This is a genomic window from Gottfriedia sp. NPDC056225 (assembly GCF_042267765.1).
In the GTDB taxonomy this organism is placed as follows: domain Bacteria; phylum Bacillota; class Bacilli; order Bacillales; family Bacillaceae_G; genus Gottfriedia.
This window is the reverse complement of record NZ_JBHJTJ010000027.1, coordinates 1-15,719: the sequence shown is the minus strand read 5'-3', so window position 1 is coordinate 15,719 and position 15,719 is coordinate 1. Positions and strand designations below refer to the sequence as shown.

The following is a 15,719-nucleotide window of genomic DNA, read 5'->3' as shown; positions in this document are numbered from 1 at the left end:
TAATTCTAAAAATTTTAAAATTAGTTATTGACGTTTTTAAGAATCATTATTATGATTATCTTATGTAACCGGTTACATATAAACTTTGTAAAAATGCTCCTAAAAGTTCGCTTTTTTTTTACAGAGTATGTAACCGGTTACACATACATAAAAATCGACAATGATAGAAGGTATAGAAATGTCAGAAGAAATTAAAATCTTGTCCCCATGTGGGATGCTTGGGTATGGATTTCCAGCAACTTCATTTTTAAATGGATTAAAAGATAAAATACATGGAATCGTTGTTGATGCTGGGTCTACGGATGCTGGCCCTCATAAATTAGGTGCAGGTGTTTCGATCGTAAGTGAACGGGCATTAATGAAGGATTTAGAATTAATCATAACAAATGGTGTTCCAAGAAAAATTCCTATTATTATTGGATCTGCTGGTGGAGCGGGAGCGCGACCACATGTAGAATCAACGATTTCAATCATAAAAAAGATATTAAAAGAGAAAGAATTAAGCGCTAAAGTTGCGGTAATTTGGGCTGATTTTACACAAGAGGAAATTATTGAGGCAAATCGTTCTCATAAAATTAAACCTTTAACTAAGAATATCCCTGAACTAGATGAAGAGACGATTAAAGAAACAATTCAAATTGTAGCTCAAATGGGACACGAACCAATTTTAGAAGCATTAGAAAATGATAGTGATATCATCATATGCGGCCGGGCTTATGATCCATCGCCATTTGCAGCGATTGGAATTTATCATCAAAAAGACCCGGGACTAGCTTATCATTTAGGCAAGATTTTAGAATGTGGTGCACTTTGTGCGGAACCTGGAACTACAAAAGATAGTATTTTAGGAGTTTTAAAGGATAATTCCTTCACAGTCGAATCATTAAATCCATTACGGAAATGTACGCCGATTAGTGTGGCAGCTCATACTTTTTATGAGAAAGAACATCCATACTTACTACATGGACCAGGATTTAGACTTGATTTAAGTGATTGTGAGTTTCATGATGCTGGAAATGGCGTTGTAGAAGTTTCGAATAGCCGATTCATTTCTGAAGATACTACATTTATTAAACTCGAAGGTGCAAAAAAGACTGCATATCGGACATTTGTTATGGCAGGCATCAGGGATCCAATTTTAATTGAAAATATCCATGAAATTGAAGATCGGGTAAAGGAACAAGTATTTGAATATTATCCTGAAATTGACCGAAACGATTACAAAATTAACTTTTTAAATTATGGAATTGACGCTGTTCTTGGCTCAAAAGAGATCGAACCATTTAAAGGCCATGAGATTGGTGTGTTATTTGAAGTTATCGCCAAGACTCAAGAACTAGCAAATAGTATATGTGCAACAGTCAGATCAACTTTTCTACACTTTGGTTACGAAAAGCGCAAGTCGACTGCGGGAAATCTAGCATTTCCATTTGCACCAAGTGATGTCGAATTTGGGGCGGTATACGAGTTTTCTATCTATCATTTAATGGAAATTAATGATAATCCGTTTCAAATTGAGTACTTGTAGGAGGGCAGAGTAATGGTTACATTATTTGATTTAGCAAAAGTACTTAGAAGTAAAAATTCAGGTCCTTTTGAAGTCACATTGGACATTTTATTTGATTCAGAACGAGTTTATCAACTAGTTAAAAACTCAGGCAAGATTACAAAACAGACAATTTGTCATTTATATAATTTACGTGAAGAACAGGTTCACCATCTTGTTTTCTTTGACCAAGCATTGGGAATCAAAATTACGATTGAAAGAGAAGTCTCTTCAGGAAGTGTAGGAGACAGAGATGTATATGGTGCGCAACAACATGCACCGCTAATGAAGATTACTTTTGATGAGGCGGAGATGACTAGTGAGGAAGATTGCAGTTGTAGGTAGTATTAATATGGACTATTTTGTTGAAGCAGAAAAATTACCCGAAATAGGTGAAACGCTATTAGGGAATCAATTCTTTTTATCTGTAGGAGGTAAAGGTGCTAACCAGGCTGTAGCCGCTTCCCGATTAGGTGCTGAAGTAGCTTTATTTGGCTCAGTTGGTAAAGATGAGATTAGTGAAATCTTTATCGAAAATATGAAAAACGAAACGTTAGATATAAAAAATTTAAATCTAGTTGAAGGAAGCCATACTGGTGTAGCATTTATAGAAATTTGTAATAGCGAGAATCGAATTCTAGTTGTACCTGGGGCTAATGATTTTACAGATGTTAGCTATATTAATAGAGTTTTAGAAGGATTGCTTACGTATGATGTTGTTTTATTCCAAATGGAAACGCCAATCGAGTTAATGGAGTATTTAATCCCTATTCTACATGAAAAAGGCAAAATAATAATCGTTAACCCGGCCCCTGCGCATAAAATTAAGGCACATCTATTTGATAAGATCACCTATTTAACACCAAATGAACACGAGTATGAAATCGTTTTTGATTGTAAGCTTCCAATGGAAAAGTTACTGATAAACTATCCAAACCAATTAATTATTACATGTGGTACGGATGGTGTTGTTTATTATGATGGACAAGAAATTGTTCGTGTGCCAGCTATAAAAGTAGAACCTGTTGATACAACTGGTGCAGGCGATTCATTTTCCGGAGCGTTTGCAGTAGCAGTTTCAGAGGAGAAAAATCTTTATGACAGTATTCGATTCGGAACGATTGTAGCTGGATTATCTGTTACAAAAAAAGGTGCTCAAACCGGTATGCCATATCGAAGTGAAGTAGACCTTTTATGGAAAGAGGAGTTGAAACATGAAGGTGAAGACCACGCTATCGAAAATTAAAAAAGATTGGGTCATCTATTTAATGCTTCTTCCTGCAATTGTTTACTTCTTTATATTTAATGTAATTCCATTGCTAGGGATGAAGCTTGCCTTTCAGGATTATCGGATAATTGGTGACAATGTTTGGGTTGGTCTAAAGCATTTTAAGCTTTTATTCAACTCACCTGCTTTTTTGGATGTATTAAAAAATACTGTCATCATTAGCTCAATGAAGATCATCTTCATTTTTCCGATTCCAATTATATTATCATTGTTAATCAACGAGGTTCGAACTGGGCCTTTTAGAAAGTATGTACAATCTGTCATTTATTTACCGCACTTTCTTTCATGGGTTGTAATTGCTGGTATATGGATTAGTCTTTTAAATCCAACTGATGGAGGCGTGAATGTTATACGTCACTTTTTCCATCTACCATCCGTTGACTTTATGACAAGTAAAAGTCATATTCGTTGGGTTTTAGTTTTTTCAGAAATGTGGCGTTCTTCTGGATGGGACTCCATTCTTTACTTAGCAGCAATCATGAAAATAAGCCCATCATTATATGAAGCTGCTCGTATGGACGGGGCGTCTAGTTTACAACAAATGAGATATATCACTCTACCGGAACTTACAAGTACGATCGTAACGGTGTTTATCTTAAATTTAGGATTCTTTTTGAACGCTGGTTTCGATCAAGTGTTTAACATGATAAATGATTCCGTAATTAGTGTCGTTGATATTTTAGATACATATGTTTATAGAATCGGTATTTTAAATGCTCAATACTCTTATGCAACAGCGGCTAGTTTATTTAAGGGTGTTATTGGAGTAGTTTTAATTCTCGGAACACATTTTATCTCAAAAAGGATTTCAGGTAAGGGTGTTTGGTAATAGGGAGGTGTAGGTTTTGAAGAAAGTTAATTGGATAAAAATAGCCATCTATCTAGTTTTAATTTTAATATCTTTATCGATATTAATACCGATCTTGAACTTACTGGCAATGTCTCTTTCAGACCCTTTAAAAGTTCATAAATTAAAAGGGTTAAGTATTTTGCCAGAAGGATTTTCTTTAATTAATTATAAAATATTGCTTTCAAATCCACTTATTTTACGAAGTATTTTTAACACATTTTTAATAACGGTTATTGGAACTGCGCTAAATCTATTTTTAACTGCAATGGCAGCCTATGTGCTAGCTAGAACGAACTTTGTAGGAAAAAAAGTTATTATGGTTTTCCTTATTATTCTAATGGTTTTTGAACCAGGATTGATTCCAGAATTTTTATTAGTTAAAAATTTAGGATTACTTAATACTTACTCTTCTTTAATTCTATACAAGGCAATTAATGTGTTCTATCTGTTTATTTTAATGAGATTCTTTGAAGATGTACCAGATAGTATTTTAGAGGCTGCTAGAATTGATGGAGCAGGGCATTTCAGAATTTTTACGAAAATCATGCTACCTCTATCAAAGCCAGCACTTGCAACTCTTGGATTATTCTATGGAGTTTATCACTGGAATGAATATTTCAGAGCTACTATTTATATTACCGATCCACATAAATGGCCATTACAAGTTGTGCTTCGACAATTTGTAGTGATGAGGGATAATACTTCAATGTTAGGGAATTTGACTGGTGGGTCATATAAACAAATTGCTAATCTAGATTTTTCTTCTCTACAAGCCGGAACAATCATAATTTCAATGATTCCTTTATTAATACTGTACCCACTAATCTTAAAATATTATGCAAAGGGTGCGCTTGAAGGTGGAGTAAAAGACTAATGGTTAAACATGTTAAATGGTCAAAAAAACTTAAAATTTATGAGGGGGTAAAAAAATGAAGAAATTACTTATGTTAATTTTTAGTGCACTACTAGTATTTACAACTGCTGCTTGTTCAAACGACAAAGAAACGAATACAAATGATAAAACAGCGGATGGGAAGACAATTATTCGAGTAGTTGCAAAAGATGATTCTCCATCTAATCCTGCATCAGTAAAGTATTACAATGAATTAGAAAAAGCTTTAAAAAGAGATGAAAATATAAATGTGAAATTTAAACTAGTAGAAGTACCACAAGGAGATTATGCTGAAAAATTAAATCTATTATTAACTGGTGGAGATATTCCTGATTTAATTTACTTCCAAGGTGGGGACCAACCGATTTCACAACAAAATTTATTAGAAAAACTAACACCATATATTGATCAGTCGAAGAATATTAAAAACATGCTTCAACCGTATGACGAAAAAAGATTAAACAACTATCCTTACTTGTTATGGATTAAACCACTTGACCAAAAGACTCCAGTCATTAGAAAAGACTGGTTTGATAAAATGACTAGCGCACAAGCATTAATGGCAAATCCTACAACGGATAATTATTATGCGTTCTTAAAAGAATTAGTTACGAAGCACCCAGGTGGTGGCAAAAAACCAGCTTACGGACTTACGGCTGCAGGCGATATTGCAGAACTAGATTCTATTTTTAAAATGGCATTTGGGATCAATCAAACTTGGTTAAAGAATAGTGATGGAACATATGTTTATTCGAAAGTATCAAATAATGAAAAAGAATTGCTAGCTTACTATAGCAAACTTTATAAAGATGGCATTCTTGATCCGCAATATTTAACAAAACAATGGGATACAAAAGAGAAAGCATTCTATGATGGCGATGCTGCAATCATTACTGGAACAAACGGTAAAGTAATCGATTTATACAACAGTAAAATGACTCAAGTGAATGGCAAACAAGCTGAATTAGAAGTTTTACCAGCTGCAAAAGGAATTTACCAAGGCTTTGGTGGAACAGATGTAACAAAAGAGTCACGCGGATATGCTATTTCTTCTCAATCAAAACATAAAGATTTAGTTTTCAAAGTATTGGATTACTTAGCAAGTCCAAAGGGCCAAATGCTTGATCGTCTAGGTTATGAAAATGAAGAATATAAGATTGATAACGGACAAATTGCATTAACTGATAAATATTATAGTGAGTGGTTTGCTAGATATTGGGAGCCAACAGATTTTAAAACGGAACAGCCATTAAAAACACCATTGTTAAGTGAGCCTGCTTTGAAATCTCAAGAAATGGTTCAACAAGCTTATTCTGAAGATAATAGCTTTATTTTACCAGAGAAATTCATTGCTAATTGGGATGCAATGGAAAACCTTTATAAAGAATACGCATCTGATATTATCACAGGAAAGCGCCCTGTAAGTGACTTTGACAAGTTTGTAAAAGAATGGAAAAAAGCTGGTGGAGATGAGCTTACTAAATATGCAAATGACAAAATAAAGTAAGGAGTGCTTAATATGGTTACGTTTAAGGATCGTGTAAGAGGTATTATTCTTTCGACAGCCTTAGGTGACGCACTTGGGGCACCGATTGAAAAGCTTACCTATGAAGAAATAAAAGAGAAATATAAACGAGTAGAGTCATTGAATACTAGATGGTATAAAGAAGACGCTCCACTTGATGTAACACTTGGTAAAATGCGTGGACAAGGTATCGTAACAGACGATACCTTGATGACCGCGGCTTTAATTAATGTTTATTTAAAGGAAAAAAGACATCTTGATGCTTATGATGTTGGGAATGAATTCGTGAAAGAAATTGCCTTTAAAAAAACATATATTCCTGAATTTGGCCGTGAAGCATTAATTATTGATCGTTTGTTTTATCCTGAAAAATATATATTCATGCGACATGTTTTGGCTAATTGTGAGCCAAGAGAGGGTGGCATTGGAAATATGATTAATTGTGGAGCAGCCATGTACATTGCTCCAATAGGTGTAGTTAATGCAGGTAATCCAAAAGCAGCTTATGATGAAGCAATCCTTTTTGCTATGGGACATCAAAGTAGTTATGGACTTGAGGCAGCAGGGGTTTTGGCTGCATGTGTGGCAAAGGCTTTTGAAGAAAATGTAAGCATTGATGAAATTGTTGAGACGGCGATTCATTATGCGAAAGACGGCACAAAACAAGCGATTATTGAATTAACAGAAGCTGCAAGAAAACTACGAGTAGATCAGGCAGAGATGGATCAAGTTATCGAAACATTCCAAAGTATTCTCGTGAAGTTTTCACCAATGATGGATGATGTTCATCGCAAAATAGAAAAGGTCGGAATCCCATCAAATCACTATACACCGAGTAGGTTATTTTCAATTGAAGAACTACCAATGGCATTGGCATTTATTGTTTTAAATAATGGAGAATTCTATAAATCTATTTATGACGGTATTAATTCAGGGCGTGATACTGATTCCATTGGTGTGATGATTGGGGTAATTCTTGGAGCTAAGTATGGTTATAGTGTTATCAAACAAGAAGATATTCAAATCTTAGAGTCAACAAACAAGATGAATCTACTTCATTTATCCGATACGTTTGCTAAAGTTGCAAAAGAGATTATATTGCAAGATTTACATATTAATGAACAAAGAAAAAGATTTTTTTGAGGAAAAGTGTAACCTGGAAGTGGAGTGAAAGAGATGATTTCTAATGATTATTTAGAAAAGGTATATGCTGGATTTTTAGGAATGAACGCTGGAATCCGACTTGGTGCACCGGTTGAACCAACAGAGTGGACACCAGAAATCATTAAAGATGTCTATGGTGATATTAATGGCTATATAAAGGACTACAAAACTTTTTCTGCTGATGATGATGCCAACGGTCCAGTATTTTTCCTTCGTGCATTATTTGATGATGCAAAAGATCGTGAATTAACACCAGAAGATGTAGGTCGAGCTTGGTTAAACTATACACGTGAAGGAATCGGGATGTTTTGGTGGGGCGGTGAAGGCATTAGTACGGAGCATACTGCCTATAATAATTTGAAAAAAGGTATATCTGCGCCAAAATCTGGATCTTCTGAAGTAAACGGAATTGTCCTTGCAGAGCAAATTGGCGGGCAAATATTTGTTGATAGTTGGGGCTTACTGTTTCCTAATAATCCTAAAAAAGCAGCAGATTACGCTGAAATCGCAGCAAGCGTTTCACATGATAAAAATGGATTATTTGGAGCGAGATTTATTGCCGCATGTATCGCTCAAGCATTTTCTGCAAAATCGATCGAAGCAATTATTGAAGCTGGCTTAAAAGAGATTCCAGAAGAATCTACATATGCTCTAGTTGTTAGAGCAGTTCTAGATTTTCATGAGCAAGTGCCAAATGATTTCCGCCTTTGCCGTCAGTATCTTGAGGACGAATGGGGATATGACAAATACCCAGGTATCTGCCATATTATACCAAATGCGGGTGTGTGTATCTTATCGTTACTTTATGGTAATGGCGACTTTGCAAGAACAATTGAGATTGCAACGATGTGTGGATGGGATACAGACTGCAATGCTGGAAATGTTGGAACAATTTTAGGTGTTTTTACCGGAATTGACGGAATAGCTGATCGTTATCGAAAACCGATTAATGATTTTATCGCCACATCAAGTGTTTCTGGCTATTTAAACATTTTAGATATCCCTACATTCTCTAAATCTGTTGCACTATTAGGCTACAAGATGGCAAATCAGGAGCCATCTGTTGAATTATTAAATAGCTATCGAGAAGAAGAAATTTATTTTGATTTCACTTTACCGGGATCTACACATGGATTCCGAACAGACTTCCCTTTTAAAACATTCTTAAGACATAATTCAGAGCATGGGTACCAAAGCAAAGGGTCACTTGAAATCTTTATCGATAGAATGATAAAAGGTGAAAGTAGTAAAGTTTTCTATAAACCTTTCTACAGAAGAGAAGAATTTAATGATGAAAAATATAAGCCAACGTTTGCACCTCAGATTTATAGTGGACAAAGCGTCTCTTTAAAAATCTATTCCGATAAAATTCAAGGTGAAGACTTTATTTTAACACCTTATATTCGAAATACTTATTCTAAAGAGACTGTAAAACTGAATTCTATTAAACTTACAAATGGTGAATGGAATCAGGTTGAATTTGTCGTTCCAGATACTGATGGGGATTTAATTGATGAAGTAGGATTTATTATTGAAAGTCCGTCAGAACTAACAAAAAGAGCATTTGGTAAATTATATTTTGATGAATTCAGGATTTTTGGAAAGTCTTGTTATGAAATTGATTTTTCAAAACAAGCAATTGAATTTCTTAGCGTAACTCCATTTTCTCATCATCGAGGTGAGTGGACATTAGAGAACGGAAAAATGAGAGTTAATAGTTTAACAGACTGTGCATCATTCACAGGAAACTATTATACAAAAGATGTAATCATGAATGCATCCATTTTACCGAAGAAAGGTAACTCTCACAATCTACTATTTAGAGCATCTGGAGTAGAGCGCCATTACCAAGTCGGTTTTGATGGAAAAAATCAAGTTTCATTAATTTCGAACGATTTTGGAATTGAGCGTATACACTCTATTCCATATGAGTGGAAGCATGATGAAGAGTATCAGTTTGAATTGAAATGCAAAGGAAATGAAATCTGCTTTTCTATTAATAATGAAGCAATTCTCTTATTTGAGCATAATCGATTTAATCGAGGAATGATCGGATTTGCAATGTTAGAACAAGGGGAATCGATCATATCTAATTTTTCTGTGAAGGAATTATAAAGATGATGTTTATGAAAGGTAGCGAAAGCTGCCTTTTATAATATAGTCAATCACATTGTTTGATTAATTAAATGAGGTGAGTAGTATGAATCGGAAAGAAATTTACGATAAAGTATACGGATGTCTAATTGGTCTTTCAGTTGGTGATGCACTTGGTGCGCCAACTGAGGGAATGACACTAGAAGGAATAAGGGAGAAATACAAATGGGTGGATGGTTTTATTTCAGACGATCCTGTTGGGACAGATGATACGGAATACTCGATGTTAACTTCTCTAATCTTACTTAAATATGGTGAAAATTTAACTTATCAAGATATGACAAATGAATGGAGCCAATACTTATTAGACCAAAATGGTGGATTTAAAGGTGGAGGTTTTAGCGAAGTTGATGCTATTTTTAATTTAAGAAAAGGACTTGTTGCTCCTTATTCAGGTATGGATAATCATGAAATGTGGAGTGATGGTGTAGCCATGCGAATAGCTCCAGTAGGTGTTTATTTTGCTGGTGACCCAGAAAAAGCTGCAAAAATAGCAGAAATTGAGGCAAGAATTAGTCATGACAGAGACGGCGTCTATTGTGGAATGGCGATTGCTGCTAGTGTTGCTTATGCTATGACAGGTGATTCCTTTGAAAAGGTAATTAAGACTGGCCTAGACGTATTACCAAAAGATTCATGGTCTTATCGAAAAATAGATGAAGCAGTAAATATTGGGATGAAATATTCTAATGTACAAGAGGCAATGGAAGAGCTCTATAATAAAGTTTCAATTTTCTATTATCCTTGGGCAGACGTTGCTCCTGAGGCTACGGCTTTAGCATATGGTGTATTTGCTGCATCAAAGGGAGATTACATACAAGCAGTTTTAGGTGGAACAAATATTGGCAGAGATTCAGATACGATCGCCTCAATGAATGGTGCATTATCAGGGGCATTAAACGGTTCAAGCGTTATTCCGGAGGATTGGAAAAGTAGAATTAATGTGATTAAGGGAGTATGTGTTAAGAAAACAAGAGGAATTGATATACGTGATTTAAGTGAGAGGTTCACAGATGTTATTGTTGGGAGGGGTTTATAATGAATTACCAAACATTATATAGTAAATCATGTGGAGCTTTTTTAGGGCTTGCAATTGGAGATTCATTAGGGTTTCCAGCTATGTATCATCGAACGACAGTTTTACCAACAAGAAGAAGGAATCGTCTTTGGGACTTTAGTAAACAGACTGATGAATATAAAATTAACAAATTTTCGTTGCCATTTACTCATGCAATGGATGAAAGTATTTTAGACTTTTCTGGGACAGACGATACTGAATTTGCTATGATTTCTGCACTTATGTTACTTGAATCATCTCATTTCAATGAAGTAGAATTCCTTGAACAATGGAAAAAACTTGTCGTTCAACATGAACATGAAATATGGAGCGGAATTAGTGAGAGAGCTTCTATTGAAAATATTAAAAAGGGTTTAATATCCCCTGCAACAGGGAATGACAATCCGCATCATTTCGATGATGGGGCTGTAGGGAGAGCAGTACCAATCGGAATTAAATTCCATGGCGACCCAAATAAAGCTGCAATTGTATCAGAAAAAATGGCATCAATCACAAATGCGGAAGATGGAGTATACGCTGCAAAGGCAATGGCAGCAAGTATTGCACTTGCAATTGATGGTGCTTCAGCGAAGGAAATTGTTGATGAAGGATTAAAACAAATCCCTGAAAATACATGGTTAAGTAGAAAAGTAAACCAAGCAATTTCGATTTTGGAATCAACTAATAACGATGGATTTGCTGCAATGCCTCTTTGGAATAACCAACTAGTCAACTCAATTTATAATTATGGAAATATAGCCCCTGAGACTTTAGCGATTGCCTATGCTATAATTCTTGCTACAGAAGGAAATTTTGAAAAGAGTATCATGCTCTCACTTATGTTACCAAAACAAGCCGACAGCATGCCTGCAATGGTTGGTGCATTGGCAGGTGCAATGAGTGGAATGGAATCAATTTCGAAAAGTTGGGTAGATAGTGTTGATACCATAAAAGGGTTCTGTGTTCCGCATTTAAAGGGATTAACAATTACTGAAACAGTAAAACGATTAATCGAATCAGAATAACAAAATAATACATATGAGAAAATCTGTTATATTTTAGGGGAGTATAATCCAGTGAAAAATAAGAAAGCGACGATACGGGATGTCGCAAAAGAAGCGGGTGTCTCTGTAGCTACGGTATCAAGATATATAAATAACATAAGCTATATTAGTCCAGAAACCGAACAAAAAATTAAAGTAGTTATGAAAAAGCTTGATTATAAACCAAACGAGATTGCTAGAGGACTTGCGAAACAAAAATCGAAAACTATTGCCTTAATTATTCCTGATATTTCAAACCCGTTCTTTCCAGAATTGGTTGTTGCAATAGAAGAAGTTGCTAAATTAAAAGGGTATAGCTTAATACTAGTTAATTCTAATAATGATGATCTAAAGAACCCTAAGTTTTGGAAGGAGTTTCAAAGTAGGTATATCGATGGTTTTGTGTTGGCGTCATTTGAATTTAATGAAGAAATCCTAAAAAGCTTACAGAATTTACAAATTCCATTTGTTAGAGTAGACCGTGCTGTTGATACACATACTGCAAACTCTGTAGGTGTCGATAATTATAAAGGAGCCATAATGGCTGTCGAACATTTGTATAAACTTGGATGTAAAAAAATTGCTCATATCAGTGGTCCTGATGTTTTTATTCCTGCGATTGACCGGCTTCGAGGATATCAAGATACTTTGCAAAAATATTTTCCAATACAAGAACCAATTGTTTACCAAGGAGATTTTGCGATGGAAAGTGGCAAGCAATTAACCCAACGGTTGCTTGAGGACCATCCAGACGTAGATGGTATATTTCTTGCAAATGATTTAATGGCAATAGGCTCTTTAAAAGCATTAAAAATGTTAAATATCAACGTTCCAACTGACATAGCTATTATTGGATTTGATGGAATTAAAATAACAGAAATGGTCGAACCTGAATTAAGTACAATTGTTCAACCAATTTATCGAATCGGCGTCGCTGCAACAAATAAATTAATCAATTTAATAGAAGAGACAGATGACACTGAAGAATATCAATTAGAAGTGGCGCTAGTTAAAAGGGAATCTACTTTAGGGTTTTTGCCTAAAGGGTAATGATTCAAACTTTGCATCAGTCAATTTCAATTTGAATAGAAGTAAGGTTAAAGACAGTAGGCATACTCGATATCATGGGTATGCCTACTGTCTTTATATTATAGTAACAGTTTAGAGATATTTAAGTACTGTTTCCTTATCTTCTACGTTTCTCAATCGTAATACTATAAATAAATACACAGTAACGAATAAAGCATTAGCCATCTAATACTATCAGAACAATTTATAGGTACAGAGTCACAATATAATCTAGTATCCAATTCACTTTTGAATATTCAGATATTTTTGTAATATTGAATAAAATAGAATAAAAAAGGTGATAAACATATGTGTGAAAATAATAAACTAATCATAACGATGAATAAATACTATGTAAAACCAGGCGATGAAATTGAATTTACTCCAAAAAAAGAGGATCTTGACAAGAAAAATCCGAACTCAGTAAAAGGAATCGTAACAAAAGTTCTTTCAAATTCTGTAATCGTAGATATGAGAAAAGATCGAAACCACCGAAATTATTACGATCATGATCACACAGTAATTAATCATAAGAAGTATAAAATTTTAGCAAATATGACTAGTAGGTAAACAAATTTTATTTCCTAGAAAATAGCCTTACCCCAATTTCATTGAGGGATAAGGCTATTTTTTTATGTAGTACCTATGTACTTATATGGATTCTTATAATAGTAAAAATTAAATATGCAATGCTACCTAAGTAACTTAATAAGTATTCTTTATTTTCTTTTCATATATTTGTTCGTTGAAACCATCAAACAGTCCTCGTATCTTACTATTATTTCCACATGAAATTATAGAGTTAATCTTCTCTATATTTACTTTCCGTCAATTTATTCTTCACATTAAAAAATTTTGAAAAATGTCACAAAACAATGAAATATGTAATAATTTTCATGTTTTCGTAACATTATCTTCCACCTTTTAACAAACTCAGACTTTAGACTGTTTTGTTTACTTGATTATTTTGTTAAAATATAATTAGGAATTTAGAAAATATTGGAAATAAGGAGGACGAAATGAAGAATTCAATTGTGCAAATTAAGAACTTATCAAAAGAAATCAGAGGGAAGAAAATTGTTTCTGATTTAAGCTTTGATATTTTTGAAGGCGAAGTTTTTGGATTTTTAGGGCCAAATGGTGCTGGTAAGACAACGACAATTAGGATGATGGTTGGTTTGATGGCTATTTCTGAAGGTGACGTTGTGATTGATGGCCATAGTATTAAGTCTAACTTTGAGGATGCAATTAAGCATGTAGGTGCGATTGTAGAAAATCCAGAGTTGTATAAGTTTCTAAGCGGCTATGATAATTTATTGCAATATGCTCGAATGAATAAGAATGTTACAAAAGAGAAGATTGATGAGGTTGTTGAGTTAGTAGGCTTAACTGGGGCAATCCGTCAAAAAGTTAAAACCTATTCATTAGGTATGAGGCAGCGACTTGGTTTAGCTCAATGTTTATTGCATGATCCAAAAGTTTTAATTCTTGATGAACCGACGAATGGACTAGATCCAGCAGGTATCCGAGAAATGAGAGATCACTTGCAACTACTTACGAAAAAAAGAGGCATGGCTATTATTGTATCAAGTCACTTATTAGCAGAAATGGAAATGATGTGTGACCGAATTGGGATTATTCAGCAAGGTAAGCTAGTGGATGTACAAACAGTAACAGAGCTTACAACTGAAGATGTACAAACTTACTCAATTGAAGTGAATAATAGTGAAGCAGCACTTAAAGTTCTTACTAAACATAACGCTAATGTTGTTGATGGAGAAATACATATTGAATTAACAAGAGAAGATGTACCGAATGTCATTGAATTATTAGTAGAAAACCGTATTCGTGTATATGGATTTAAGGCAAATGCAAAAACATTGGAAGATCGTTTCTTAGAAATCACGAATGTTTAACAAGCTTTAGAAGTCTCGTTAACTAGTTGAGAAATTCAAAAAGAAAGGAACTTAAAACATGTTAAAATTGATTCAGAATGAATGGATAAAGATTATTAAAAGACCAGGAACAATTGTGATGGTTGCTCTTGTTATTTTACTTGTAGGTGTAACTGGTACAATAATAAAATATAACGACAATAAAGTAGAGCAAAGCGCTGATCAGAATTGGAAGAAATCACTACAAGATGAGACAGCTCAAAATAAAAAGGAATTAAAAAGTATAAGTGATAAGAATGATATTACAAGACCGTACTTAGAACGAACAATTGCGATAAATGAGTATCGTATTGAGCATAATATTGCACCTAATGAAAAATCAAGTGTGTGGACTTTTATGGAAGTTTCATCAAAATTAATTATATTGGTAGGATTATTTACGATTATCGTTTCTGCTAATATTGTCGCAAGTGAATTTAATTGGGGAACTATTAAACTTTTACTTATTCGTCCGTTTTCTAGAACTAAAATCATTATGTCAAAATATTTAACTAGTATTCTATTTGGTTTTGCAATGTTATTTATTTTATTTATTGTTTCTAGCGTACTAGGCTTAATTTTATTCGGACCTGGTAGTGGGGATAATTCTTATTTAGCATATGTCAATGGCCATGTAGAGGAACAAAGTAGACTAGTTTATTCTGCAAAGCAATATTTAATGAGTTTTATCGAAACATTTATGCTAGCTACAATGGCATTCATGGTATCAACTGTGTTTAGAAATAATACAATTGCAATCGGTATTTCAATCCTTTTATTAACAGTTGGAAGTACGGTAACAAATATTTTAGCTAGTTTCTTTGATTGGACAAAATTTATCCTATTTGCAAACACAGATTTAATGCAGTACATCAACGGTACTCCGCTAGTAAAAGGAATGACAATGTCATTTTCATTAATTATACTAGTAGTTTATTTCGTTGTTTTCTTAGGATTAGCATTAGTTGTATTCTCTAAACGTGACGTAACAGCCTAAGAGCAATTCTTTAAATAATATGAAAAGCCTGATTCTCAAAATAGAGAATCAGGCTTTTTTGTTTATCTAAAATAAAGATTGAATAATTTCTTTCATAATTTCATTGTACAAATCTAATGCTTGATCATACTCTTTTTCTTCAATAATCTAGTTAATTCTTCATACTTTGGTGGAGAAGAGTTTTCAAGATTATTACCAAAA

At 34.0% G+C, this 15,719-nt stretch carries 14 protein-coding genes; all 14 read left to right on the top strand.

The window, feature by feature from the left end; translation table 11 throughout:
- Window positions 1-178: 178 nt before the first annotated feature.
- The 14 genes from ACFCYN_RS16670 to ACFCYN_RS16605 all read left to right on the top strand — a co-directional run bounded on the left by ACFCYN_RS16670 (window position 179) and on the right by ACFCYN_RS16605 (window position 15,518).
- Window positions 179-1,528 carry an acyclic terpene utilization AtuA family protein gene (locus ACFCYN_RS16670; protein ID WP_172443751.1) on the top strand — a complete coding sequence of 450 codons (1,350 nt, stop codon included), beginning with the start codon at window positions 179-181 and terminating at the stop codon, window positions 1,526-1,528.
- Between the two features lie 12 nt (window positions 1,529-1,540).
- Complete coding sequence (locus ACFCYN_RS16665) at window positions 1,541-1,891, top strand: DUF4387 domain-containing protein (protein ID WP_098118535.1); 351 nt, start codon at window positions 1,541-1,543, stop codon at window positions 1,889-1,891.
- Entirely contained in the window at window positions 1,866-2,792 is a 927-nt protein-coding gene (locus ACFCYN_RS16660; protein WP_375950443.1) for a ribokinase, read from the top strand. The genes ACFCYN_RS16665 and ACFCYN_RS16660 overlap by 26 nt, the downstream gene beginning before the upstream one ends.
- Window positions 2,761-3,663, top strand: a complete 903-nt coding sequence (locus ACFCYN_RS16655; RefSeq protein WP_172443754.1) for an ABC transporter permease — start codon at window positions 2,761-2,763, stop codon at window positions 3,661-3,663. Before ACFCYN_RS16660 ends, ACFCYN_RS16655 begins: the two co-directional genes overlap by 32 nt.
- A gap of 16 nt (window positions 3,664-3,679) precedes the next feature.
- Window positions 3,680-4,558, top strand: a complete 879-nt coding sequence (locus ACFCYN_RS16650; RefSeq protein ID WP_375950441.1) for a carbohydrate ABC transporter permease — start codon at window positions 3,680-3,682, stop codon at window positions 4,556-4,558.
- A 55-nt stretch (window positions 4,559-4,613) separates the two neighbouring features.
- On the top strand, window positions 4,614-6,083 hold the full coding sequence (locus tag ACFCYN_RS16645; RefSeq protein ID WP_375950439.1) for an extracellular solute-binding protein: 1,470 nt from the start codon (window positions 4,614-4,616) through the stop codon (window positions 6,081-6,083).
- 12 nt (window positions 6,084-6,095) lie between these two features.
- Window positions 6,096-7,244: an ADP-ribosylglycohydrolase family protein gene (locus ACFCYN_RS16640; RefSeq protein ID WP_375950437.1), complete on the top strand. Its 1,149-nt coding sequence runs from the start codon at window positions 6,096-6,098 to the stop codon at window positions 7,242-7,244.
- Window positions 7,245-7,277: 33 nt separating this feature from the next.
- Entirely contained in the window at window positions 7,278-9,380 is a 2,103-nt protein-coding gene (locus ACFCYN_RS16635) for an ADP-ribosylglycohydrolase family protein (protein ID WP_375950435.1), read from the top strand.
- Window positions 9,381-9,465: 85 nt separating this feature from the next.
- Entirely contained in the window at window positions 9,466-10,458 is a 993-nt protein-coding gene (locus tag ACFCYN_RS16630) for an ADP-ribosylglycohydrolase family protein (RefSeq protein WP_375950433.1), read from the top strand.
- Window positions 10,458-11,501: an ADP-ribosylglycohydrolase family protein gene (locus tag ACFCYN_RS16625; RefSeq protein WP_375950432.1), complete on the top strand. Its 1,044-nt coding sequence runs from the start codon at window positions 10,458-10,460 to the stop codon at window positions 11,499-11,501. Before ACFCYN_RS16630 ends, ACFCYN_RS16625 begins: the two co-directional genes overlap by 1 nt.
- Window positions 11,502-11,552: 51 nt before the next feature.
- A complete protein-coding gene (locus ACFCYN_RS16620; protein ID WP_375950430.1) occupies window positions 11,553-12,569 on the top strand; it encodes a LacI family DNA-binding transcriptional regulator in 1,017 nt (338 codons plus the stop codon).
- A gap of 327 nt (window positions 12,570-12,896) precedes the next feature.
- A complete protein-coding gene (locus ACFCYN_RS16615; RefSeq protein ID WP_375950428.1) occupies window positions 12,897-13,157 on the top strand; it encodes a DUF2187 family protein in 261 nt (86 codons plus the stop codon).
- Between the two features lie 449 nt (window positions 13,158-13,606).
- Window positions 13,607-14,503, top strand: coding sequence for an ABC transporter ATP-binding protein (locus ACFCYN_RS16610; RefSeq protein ID WP_172443762.1), 897 nt, complete (start codon window positions 13,607-13,609; stop codon window positions 14,501-14,503).
- A 58-nt stretch (window positions 14,504-14,561) separates the two neighbouring features.
- Window positions 14,562-15,518: an ABC transporter permease gene (locus ACFCYN_RS16605; protein ID WP_375950426.1), complete on the top strand. Its 957-nt coding sequence runs from the start codon at window positions 14,562-14,564 to the stop codon at window positions 15,516-15,518.
- Window positions 15,519-15,719: the final 201 nt, after the last annotated feature.